This window comes from Nostoc sp., assembly GCF_036917465.1.
Lineage (GTDB): Bacteria > Cyanobacteriota > Cyanobacteriia > Cyanobacteriales > Nostocaceae > Nostoc.
Genome location: NZ_JBALDL010000085.1, coordinates 332426 through 343044, shown reverse-complemented (window position 1 = coordinate 343044; position 10619 = coordinate 332426). Strand labels below are relative to the sequence as shown.

The 10619-nt window shown below is 40.3% G+C and carries 9 protein-coding genes; 3 read left to right on the top strand and 6 right to left on the bottom strand.

The annotated features are described in order from the left end of the window. Positions 1–352: 352 nt before the first annotated feature. From V7K38_RS21115 to V7K38_RS21090, 6 genes are all read right to left on the bottom strand, one after another. The gene (locus V7K38_RS21115) at positions 353–850 is read right to left on the bottom strand and encodes a PAAR domain-containing protein (RefSeq protein ID WP_334860366.1); all 498 of its coding nucleotides are present in this window, start codon (positions 848–850) and stop codon (positions 353–355) included. A 108-nt stretch (positions 851–958) separates the two neighbouring features. Then, positions 959–2692 (bottom strand): VgrG-related protein, encoded by a 1734-nt coding sequence (locus V7K38_RS21110; RefSeq protein ID WP_334860364.1) that lies wholly within the window; start codon positions 2690–2692, stop codon positions 959–961. A gap of 78 nt (positions 2693–2770) precedes the next feature. Beyond that, on the bottom strand, positions 2771–3331 hold the full coding sequence (locus V7K38_RS21105; RefSeq protein ID WP_334860363.1) for a CIS tube protein: 561 nt from the start codon (positions 3329–3331) through the stop codon (positions 2771–2773). 37 nt (positions 3332–3368) lie between these two features. After that, positions 3369–7007 (bottom strand): hypothetical protein, encoded by a 3639-nt coding sequence (locus tag V7K38_RS21100; protein ID WP_334860361.1) that lies wholly within the window; start codon positions 7005–7007, stop codon positions 3369–3371. A 107-nt stretch (positions 7008–7114) separates the two neighbouring features. Then, positions 7115–7639 carry a phage tail protein gene (locus tag V7K38_RS21095; RefSeq protein WP_094331978.1) on the bottom strand — a complete coding sequence of 175 codons (525 nt, stop codon included), beginning with the start codon at positions 7637–7639 and terminating at the stop codon, positions 7115–7117. Further along, positions 7639–7878 (bottom strand): hypothetical protein, encoded by a 240-nt coding sequence (locus V7K38_RS21090; protein WP_334860359.1) that lies wholly within the window; start codon positions 7876–7878, stop codon positions 7639–7641. The genes V7K38_RS21095 and V7K38_RS21090 overlap by 1 nt, the downstream gene beginning before the upstream one ends. Positions 7879–7973: 95 nt before the next feature. Here V7K38_RS21090 and V7K38_RS21085 point away from each other — a divergent pair, with 95 nt between their 5' ends. From V7K38_RS21085 to V7K38_RS21075, 3 genes are all read left to right on the top strand, one after another. Then, positions 7974–9566, top strand: a complete 1593-nt coding sequence (locus V7K38_RS21085; RefSeq protein ID WP_334860358.1) for an eCIS core domain-containing protein — start codon at positions 7974–7976, stop codon at positions 9564–9566. 260 nt (positions 9567–9826) lie between these two features. Further along, complete coding sequence (locus tag V7K38_RS21080; RefSeq protein WP_334860357.1) at positions 9827–10045, top strand: hypothetical protein; 219 nt, start codon at positions 9827–9829, stop codon at positions 10043–10045. A 102-nt stretch (positions 10046–10147) separates the two neighbouring features. Then, a complete protein-coding gene (locus V7K38_RS21075) occupies positions 10148–10435 on the top strand; it encodes a type II toxin-antitoxin system VapC family toxin (protein ID WP_334860377.1) in 288 nt (95 codons plus the stop codon). Positions 10436–10619 lie beyond the last annotated feature (184 nt).

Here is a 10619-nt window from a genome sequence, read left to right as displayed (position 1 = left end):
CTCAGAGCTTCGTTAATGAGTCTTTGAACTCCGTTAATGAACCTCAGAGCTTCATTAATGAGTCTTTGAACTCCGTTAATGAACCTCAGAGCTTCGTTAATGAGTCTTTGAACTCCGCTAATGAACCTCAGAGCTTCGTTAATGAGTCTTTGAACTCTGCTAATGAACCTCAGAGCTTCGTTAATGAGTCTTTGAACTCCGTTAATGAACCTCAGAGCTTCGTTAATGAGTCTTTGAACTCCGTTAATGAACCTCAGAGCTTCATTAATGAGTCTTTGAACTCCGTTAATGAACCTCAGAGCTTCATTAATGAATCTTTTTTACTCGTGGACGCAGATTCCTTACATTCCAATCAACCGCCAATCAAAACAGTGGGATTACCTTTGATAATTTTATTCGGTGGCCCTAATGCTTCTATAATAGTGTCGCCCATCCGAGAGGCGGGTAGGTTGTTAATTAGCACAGTCTGGCTACCGTCAATCACAACCCCAGGGCCGTGGGGAGGGATAGGCAATGGTGTAGTGCAATTATGAATATCAGCACCAGCAGCAGCAGCAGCGATCGCACTACCCATAGTAGCTGATGATGTTGCCTTCGTAGTTTGTTCGGTAGCTAAAGCAGCAGGCGCGCCTGGTGTGCCAGCCGCCGCTAGAGTAGCAGCCTCAGCCGCTTTGATAGCTATATCAGAAGATGTTTTGGCAGACATCAAACCTGGTACTGCTGCTGCAAGCACACCCCGCCACGCAGGTAAAGACCCAATCAACACATTACGACTACCCGGCCCTCCTGTTAAAACTGGGGGTAAAGGATGCGCCACATTATCAGTAATTCGTGCTGCCGGTTTACCCATCACAACCTCCTATAGTCTTTTTAATTATTTTGCCGAAAATTACGAATTACGTAAAGCCTGCGGCATGGCTTCGCTTAACGCGGAGCGTGCCGGAGGCTCTATTACGAATTAATTAAGTCGAATCAATGCACCTTTGACCGTAATCGTCCCGGTGGCTGAAATGTCTATATTTCCACGAGCATCTAATGACATATTGCCTGTTGATTTCACTGAAACAGATTTAGTCATATCGTCCATTTTGATTCTATGACCACCTTTGGTTTCAATCTCTATACACCTTTGACTATCATTGAGATATATTTTATGACCGTCTTTAGTTTCTACGCGAATACCTGTTTTACTACTTCCTTTATCCTCTTCAACAAACTGTAAAACATGACCAACACGAGTTTTAATGGTGCGTAATCTTACGCCACCTGTCACAGAATCACCCACCTTTTCCGGTGGTGCATCCTTCCCGTTCCATACGCCGCCAATGACGTAGGGACGGTGAATATCGCCATGTTCAAAACCTACCAAAACTTCATCGTTTACCTCTGGTAAACAGTCGAAACCTCTGTTTTGACCTGCTCCCACAGCGACAACTCTCGCCCAGTCACTTGTATGGTCTTCTGTGAGAGTGGGAAACTTAACTTTCACTCTGCCCATTTTCTCTGGGTCTTTATTATCAGTCACAATTCCGACTAATAAAGTCTCAGATGGCTGTAGACGTTTTTCTGGGGATAGAGTTGTGAATAAGTTACCAGAACGTAGCCCCCGGACGCTGAAATCAGTTTCATAAACGCGCTGACTGAAGAAATGGCGAGTTTCTGTAACATAATATTTACCACTATAGCGATCGCCCATACCCTCAAGATTAATAACTCGTCCTGGACGAATCTCAGGATTCCCTTCTGCTTTGGCATCTGCATAAACAAATTCTCCTCCCAGTTCATCACACAAAGCCTGAGCCATCGCCTCTGCTTGTTTTTTACTGGCAACAGGTTTATCTACAACAATCATTTTGGGAGACTTAAGATTAGAAAATGCATTACTACTACTACTTCCTAGCTTATTACCTGTCTCGGTTATTTGCTTTTCTTTCTTGGCTGTTCCACTAATCAATTGTTTCTTGGTATAGTCCCAAGCGCGTACTTCTACAGAACTTATCTGTTCAGCACTGGTAACGCGGGTACTAAATTTATTAATATCAACTAGCCATTTTAGTGATAAATCTTTCTGACTATCTGGTTTGCAAAAATTTAGTTCTTCCTTTCTAATAAATAACTCAAAACCAATGCGAGCAGCCCTTTCTCGCAAAAACTCCATATTAGTTTGATTTTCTTGAAAGACATACTTATGAACTTCACCAGTCGCCTCTATATTGCCAGTTTTTATACCTACTTCTTTAATTATTTTTTTGACTATACCGCTATCCGTTTCATTTAAAAAAGAACGATTATAACGACCTCTATGCAGACGATGAGAAATATCATAACCGCGAACAATGATATCAGCTTCAGATTTTTCATTGAAGTGAACTTCCATCGCTGTAATTTCGCCTTCAATCAGGAATTCTTCTGCTTCCTCCTGAAAATTATTATCTAGAGTAGTACTGGAAGTAAAACCCAATTTCACTTTGTTCCCAATCTTAAACAACTTGTCATGTCGCCAAGCCTTGTTTTCTGGTCGGTCAGATGCGGGAATATAGCTGTTATGGATTACTAGCGTAAACATTGCTGGTAAATGAAGGCTTTCTTCGATTGTGATCTGCAATAAATCCTTCATTAATTCAGGAGAAGCTTGTTTTCCATCTATCTGTATTTTAGGTTCGCTTAAATAAAGGCTTTTTTTAGCAGGCATAACTATTATTTGATAACCTATGAAATGTTCAGAGCAGCCTTTCATGACAAAGTAAATACTAATTTACAACTTTACTTATTATGTCTTACTCAGTGTTTGCCCCTTTTGATCTCCCTGACGAGCATCCCCTGTAGAAGCAGATTCACGTCCTCCCGGAAGGTTATTCTTATCTACTTCTTGTAAGGCTATATCTACCAGCGCCCTGACTGGTGTACCATCACTCAAAAACATACTTAAAGTGTAGGTTAAGCTCGTGATTACACAATAAAAATACTCATTTCCCCATGTAAATATATAAACAGGTGGGCGTTTGTCAATTGCTTTACTGATAGTTTCTACACCTTTCTTGATATTGTCTATATATTTTTTCATCACCGACTCTTTCGTTTCATAAGTATCATAAAGTAACTGTTTAAGTGTAAACTTATAAGGCTCAACGCCAGAAAAGTTGACTTTTGGAAGTAAAGTAGTTCCTCTATTACCATCCTTACTTTCCCACTTAACAGTCCGAGCGAAACTAATATCTGTAGGATTAAACATTAATTCAATATCTGGCGCTTCACCGTTATAAGCTACAAGTTTAGCTTTCTCAAGTTGTGGTTGACGTTTTTGAATAACAATAATTGCTGGACTTGCCATTTTAATATTCTCCAAAAATTAATTATTGAATGGAAATTTACCAAGGTAATCGACCGGAATAACCGCCATGACGCTCCCGCTCAATTTCTATCCGTTGTCGTAATCTGTGATAAATTTCACGGGCTAGAGCTTCCAGATTGGCTGTATCATCTTTCTCATCTCCTCCAGAAGATGAGAATGCGCTCTCTATCGTCTCAGTCACTGGTTGTATTTCTCTAGATATATCGGGTAGAGTGACTTCTCCACCATTAGCAAAGCCTCTAGGTGCTGGAAGATGTTTAGCAAAAACTTGTGACGATTCGGAAACATGAGAAAATTCATAATTTTGGCTATTAGATTCTCCATCATGAGAATTAAAGCTAGTAAAATCATCATTATTTCCATCATGAAAATTAAAGCTAGTAGAATCATCATTATTTCCATTGAGTAAATCTTCCACACTTGACCATTGAGAAGGCGTGTTTAACGATTGTGAAGATGTATAAGTTGTAGGATTTGCTTTTCGGAAAATCAGGGGAGGCGATGAGTATTGAGGTGAAGCTTCACCGACATCAATTGTTTCATTTTGAAGAGTATGAAGCTGTGGAGAATTGAGGATAGAAAGTTTCTGTTTGCTAATATTCAATCCCAAGGAAGAAGGAATTAAAGAATTGGATATCTCAGGTGAATCAGTCTCAGTGCTTTTTAGCTGTAATGAAGTGTCTGAAAAAGAATCGACTTTAGTCGGAGTCTCTGGAGAAATAATTTCTTCTGCTTCTGTAAGATTGGGTGTCTGTAAACTTGGAAGGATAATATCGTGCGGTGTTCCACCAGTGTTGATGTGATGTAGTAGGGGTAAATTCTTCTGTGCATCCCTGATATTAATCACGAACTCCCCAGGCGTTAGCATTGCAGGTACTGTATCTGAGGGTGCTATGTGCTGGCGATTTTCAACGTGAGAGTCTGTAACATGACCACCAGTAGCATAACCTTTAGGTGCAGATTTTTGTGCGATCGCATTTTGCTCAACTTTAGTTGCTGTGCTTACCTCATCTTGTGGAAAAGTTGGGTTTTCTTGAATCTCTGGATTATCCCAGGTATCACCAATGGCTGAGATTTCAGGATTTTCTGATTCTACTGTTTGTTCAAGATTAATAATTCTAAAAATACTTGCTTCTTCAGCAATTTCAGGTGAAATGGCGGTAATTGTTGGTGTTTCAACAATCTCAGGTGAACTGGCGCTAACTACCAATGCTTGAGCAAATTCAGGTGATGTGGCGGTAACTGTTGGTGTTTCAACAATTTCAGGTGATGTGGCGGTAACTGTTGGTGTTTCAACAATCTCAGGTGATATGGCGGTAACTGTTGGTGTTTCAACAATTTCAGGTGAAATGGCGGTAATTGTTGGTGTTTCAACAATTTCAGGTGATGTGGCGGTAATTGTTGGTGTTTCAACAATTTCAGGTGATATGGCGCTAACTGTTGGTGTTTCAACAATCTCAGGTGATATGGCGCTAACTGTTGGTGTTTCAACAATCTCAGATGATATGGCGCTAATTGTTGGTGTTTCAACAATTTCAGGTGATATGGCGCTAACTGTTGGTGTTTCAACAATCTCAGATGATATGGCGGTAATTGTTGGTGTTTCAACAATCTCAGGTGATATGGCGCTAACTACTAATGCTTGAACAATTTCAGGTGATGTGGCGGTAATTGTTGGTGTTTCAACAATCTCAGGTGATGTGGCGCTAACTACTAATGCTTGAACAATTTCAGGTGATGTGGCGGTAATTCTTGGTGTTTCAACAATTTCAGGGGATATGGCGGTAATTGTTGGTGTTTCAACAATTTCAGGTGATATGGCGGTAATTGTCGGTGTTTCAACAATCTCAGGTGATATGGCGCTAACTGTTGGTGTTTCAACAATTTCAGATGATATGGCGCTAATGATTGGTGTTTCACCAATTTCAGGTGCTGCTAAGATAGGCTGACTTTCTGTAAACTCGCTGGTAGTATTATCAAGATTGCTATAACGTTGTAGTGAAGCCACATTTGCTGAGACATCTGAGACATTAACCACCATAGCAGACTGTGACTCTGAAGCTACTAATTGTTCATCGCTATCAAAGTTGCTGAATAAACTAGGTATGTCTTCAATCTCTGCTGAGTTAGGCGTTAACTGAACAGGCGCACCGTCTAGAGACTCACTCGTAATAATGGAATCAATTTCCTGACTTTTCACAGAATCTATAAAACCTCTAGTCTGCCCTTGCAGAGGCTTTAAATTCTTTCCTTTTTCTGGTAGTAAAGGGGGCTGAGGAGGTAGATTTTGCGTTGTCTTTTCTACATGGTGTGAAAAGTCAGGAGTAATTTCTTGTTGTACTGTAATAGGATTTTTTGCAATTGAAAACTCAGAATTAGGTGAAGTAACATGCGCCGCTATAGTATTTTCGTCATTCTCTAAAGAATGGAGTAAAGTTGGTGCATCATTAACCTCAGATGAAGTAAATTCTGAAGAAAAAGTTAAAGAATTATCATAGATAGCATTATTTGGTACCAAATAATTTGTGCTTTTTTCTGATATTAAGTCGGATTCAATGGCTGTAATTGCCTCAAAATTAGTATTAGTATTTAGTGATTCTGCTTCTTGCAATGGAGAGTTTAAGGTTGGTAAAATCTCTTTTGCTTGGATTAAATTTGTTTGACTTACGCTGTTTTTATTATCCACTATAGAAGAAACTTGGTCTATTTTAAGGTCTTGTTGTGGTGACGTTTGGCTAACTGGCATACCTGACCAATTAACTGATTCTGATATTTCAGGTATTATTTTTTGTTCGGCATTTATAAAATTAGTATTCGGTATAAATATTTCTTCTATATTATTTTCCGAAGGAAATTTTATATATGAACTGTTGACTAATTCACTTGTGTTATTTTCTAATTCAAAATTATTATTTTCTTCTGATATCAAAATATTGTCTGTTGAAGACAAATCTGTATTAGGCAAACTAGATATTAGCTCAGAATTTACTGGCAAATCATCGTTGGCAATATTCCTGAGTAAATTCGATTGACCTTTAAAATTAGGCGAATTGTATGCCGTTATGTTACTAACAGAACTATGATTCTTTGCCGAAATATCTGACACAATATCCAGTTGTAAATTTGGTGTTTCCAAATTAGTCTCAAGAGGTATAGACTGATCTAATGTTAGAGATTTATCTTTTTCAGTATTAATAGGATCTTTCTTTTTATCAACAACTTGCTTAACCTTTTTAGCCGGAGATGATTTGCTAGGTTGCTTATTTTTAGATTTTGAAGTTGACTTTTTTCCTGATAGCGGTTGGGATTTCTTTGCTTTTTTTGACTTAGATTCAATTTTTAGATTTACTTCTTGTGAGGTATCATTATTCGTATTTACCTCGGTGGCAGTTGGCATGATTTCTGGAATACTATTTTTTACTGATTCATTACTATTTTTTAGTGCAGCTATTGAATCAGAAGCATCAAAATCAATCAACGGAAATTCAGTACTTGTATCCTCAGTATCCCAGCTATCCCAACCTATTAATGCTTGAATCGATGGTTCATACTGACGAGACAGTAAAAATTTAGAGGACGTAGCTAATGGTGGTTTAGTTTGTATTGTACTGATGAGATTGCTTTGAGAATGCAAAGAATGAGATGCTTTTTTCAATATCATTCTCTGAGGATTTGATAAAAATGATATTACCCCAAGGGGATGAATATTGTTTCCTAGTGGAGATTGAAGATTTTGCATAGTTATAGTTGAAGAATAGCCAATTAACTAGAAACAAAATATCCTGTTTTTTGATTTCTTTGTACAGAAGTGCCTCCTCCTGTAGACCTTGCAATTTGTAACCCTTCATAAGCTAAAGTTAATTCTTCAATTGCAACTGCTTTTCCATCTGCTTGGAGTGCAGGTGTTTTCCAGGTTATAGGAATAGCACCAATCAAAGTCCAACTCATCATGGTTTCACCAGCTTGATTAAAAATCAGAATATTAACATTGCGTCGAGATGTTTTCTTTTGTTCATCAAAAACTGCATTCATCCAATTCCAAAAACCTGGATGATCGGTAAATCCTCGTTTAAGGGTTATGTCTGCAAATTCTGTATGACCTAAATAAATTCTTTGCTGGTCATTGACACCACCTTCCTGAAAAACATTTTTCTTAATTTGAACACTTAATCCTGTACATTCCGCGAAAGATGCAGCAATAGAACTATCTATCTCTACATAGAACCGATTAGTAGTAACATAATTTAATTCGTGAGTAATGTTGCCATTGTTAGCGCCTGTAGCCATCACAACCACCTTTGAGAATCATAACTACCTACCCTTTCGCGCTGCGATCGCAAGTCTTCTAGCAAAAGTTTATATACGTGTTCTGTGAGTTGGTTCATCAGCCGTGAGTCGTTAAGATATTTACTTGCCGTTTTAGCCGCCTTGCTTGCATCAGATGCGGCTGAAACCCCGGCGTATCCAGCAGTACCGCCTACATCTCCATCGAAGGTGAAAAAAGTTTGTTGCTGTTTTGAGTCCATAAATAAAAAACCTCTCCTAGAATCCAGGCTAAAGGTACTGCATCAGAATCAAAAGTAGCCAAAAGTCGAACTTAGTTTTTGCCTGGATTTAGACTTTGGGTCAATTGTGTTACAAGTGCGATCGCAGTACTCTAGATGTTAGTAACAGCAAAATATTTATCTACCTACTGCTTGGGCATCTGGAGAAGAAAATGAGAGAACACGTCAGCCGGCAGAAAAAAACTACTACAAGTTTCTCAATTCCATCCCTGAAACACCCGACACCCGGCTTTGGTTTGGAGTCGTCGGCAATTTCACGCCAAGCAGTTTCTAAAATACAACCGCTCCATAGACCAGTTACCCACGATATAAGTCGCATACCACTGCGTTCCCAAGCAAAACTTTCAATTAGCCAGCCGGGAGACATTTACGAACAGGAAGCTGATAGTGTAGCCCAGCAGGTAATGCAAAGAATGGCGCAACCTGTAAATCACCAGCCTATGCAACGAGAAGCAGTGCCAGAAGAAGAATTGCAGATGAAACCTCTGGCAAATTCCATCACGCCTTTGGTGCAACGAGAAGAAGTGCCAGAGGAAGAGGAAGAAGAATTACAGATGAAATCTCTGGACAATCGCACACTGCAACGAGAAGAAGTGCCAGAGGAAGAGGAAGAAGAATTGCAAATGAAATCTCTGGACAATCGCACGCTGCAACGAGAAGAAGTGCCAGAGGAAGAGGAAGAAGAATTGCAAATGAAATCTCTGGACAACAGCACACTGCAACGAGAACAAGCGCCAGAAGAAGAAGAATTACAGATGAAGCCGACGGTGCAGCGTCAGGCTGGGATAGCTACTGCGCCAGACTTAGAAACGTCTATAAACCAAGCAAGAGGTGGTGGACAATCGCTCGCAAACAACATCCGCAAACCGATGGAACGGGCATTTGGCGCAGATTTCAGTGGGGTGAAGGTTCACACCGATGGTCAATCTGACCAGTTGAATCGGTCAATTCAGGCGCGGGCTTTTACAACAGGGCAGGATGTGTTCTTTCGTTCGGGTGAATATAATCCAGGGAGTCGAGGCGGTCAAGAGTTGTTGGCGCATGAGTTGACCCATGTGGTGCAGCAGAATGGGGGGGCGGTGCAGAGGCAGAGAGATTCAACAGACGAGTCACTATTGCAAGGCGAATCGGGCAATGATGTGAAGGGTGTTAAAGACAATGAAGGGGACGTGGAAGGAAGTTCCATAGACATTGAACCATTATTGACACAGTCATCGGCGCTACAAAGGATGCAGGAAGGAACAAGTACACCAGTAATCGATATAAAAGGTGATAATAATGCCGACCCGGGAATATATATAAACGGACTGATCATGTGTGTCGGTGTGGTGGCAAAAATATACTCGCCCAATGGAGGAATGGATTATCAGGCGGTAGCGGGCGGTCATTTTGTAACACCCGATATGTATGATGTCCCGACATCGGCATTTACACCCACTGGAGAAGCATTCATCGTAGCGATGCAAGCCTTAGTAGCAGGGTATCCGGCTAATGACATTGAGTGGGACTATCATGTTGGGATAGCTGCCGTTGAGGGAGCCAAACCTAAAGCACTTGAAGAGGCAAGACAAGCGGCGACAGCACTGAAAGGTAGACTAGGCCAGGGTACCACAGTAGATTCAGGGAGCAGCATAAAGGTGAATATTTAATTTGGAGGTATAAGCGTCCATGTGTAAAGAAGTCCCATATTAGCGATCCGATTATTGATCGGGATGTGATCGTGGCGGCATAATAGGTTCCGTTGAGGAGAGTGCGATGCCTGATCTTGAAGCGTGCATTAACGAAGTGCGATCGCCTGATATTGTAGGGTGTATTAATGAAGTGTGATCGCGTTCTTGTCGCTTGGGTTGAGGAAAGACCTAACAAATCACCGTTATAATATTTCAAAGATTGAACAATCACTGAACCTATGCAATACGAAGCCCTTTATGAAAATGGTCAAATAACGTGGTTAAGCGAAAAACCCCCTCTTAAGTCCGCTCGAATTATGATCTCAATTCTAGAAGAGATCCCACCCCAACCCCAAAAACGCCGTCAACCTTCACCCTTGATTGCTGGTAAGGGAAAAACATTAGGAGACTTGGTAAATCCACTTGTTAATGACCAAGATTGGGAATGTCTGAAATAATTATCCTAGATACTCATATCTGGATTTGGTATATTAATCGAGAATTAGATCAATTTCCAACTTCATGGTTAGAAATAATAGAAACAGCCAGATCAGGTAGGAATTTCGCCAGTATCCTGTTATGAAGTAGCTTTAGCCCAACAAAGAGGACGTTTATTATTACCAAGTCCGGTGAATCAATGGTTTCAGGAAGCCTTAGAACCTTCGGGAATCTCTCTTTTACCCTTAACTCCGGCGATCGCGTCAAGTGCTGTTAATTTATCACCCATTCATCGAGATCCTTTTGACAGAATTATTATCGCCACAGCCATTGAACATCAAGCGAAATTAGCCAGCATTGATGGGATTTTCTGTCAATATCCAGAATTAGCAACTTTGTTAATGGTTTAGAATGCGTAGTGCGATCTCTTAAGATATCAACAAAGTGCGATCGCCTTATCTAGTAGAGACTGTCTTAATAGTCTTGCGATCGCTCGAAGTGCAGTAATAAGTGCGATCGCTGTTATCGGGTGTGTTAACTATTTAATAAACTTCCCGAAAATTTAGACTTTGGGTTAATTGCTGGATAAGTGCG

Coding starts and splice junctions, on each gene's coding strand:
- V7K38_RS21115 (WP_334860366.1), bottom strand. CDS start 850: ATGGGTAAACCGGCAGCACGAATTACTGATAATGTGGCGCATCCTTTA.
- V7K38_RS21110 (WP_334860364.1), bottom strand. CDS start 2,692: ATGCCTGCTAAAAAAAGCCTTTATTTAAGCGAACCTAAAATACAGATA.
- V7K38_RS21105 (WP_334860363.1), bottom strand. CDS start 3,331: ATGGCAAGTCCAGCAATTATTGTTATTCAAAAACGTCAACCACAACTT.
- V7K38_RS21095 (WP_094331978.1), bottom strand. CDS start 7,639: ATGGCTACAGGCGCTAACAATGGCAACATTACTCACGAATTAAATTAT.
- V7K38_RS21090 (WP_334860359.1), bottom strand. CDS start 7,878: ATGGACTCAAAACAGCAACAAACTTTTTTCACCTTCGATGGAGATGTA.
- V7K38_RS21080 (WP_334860357.1), top strand. CDS start 9,827: ATGCAATACGAAGCCCTTTATGAAAATGGTCAAATAACGTGGTTAAGC.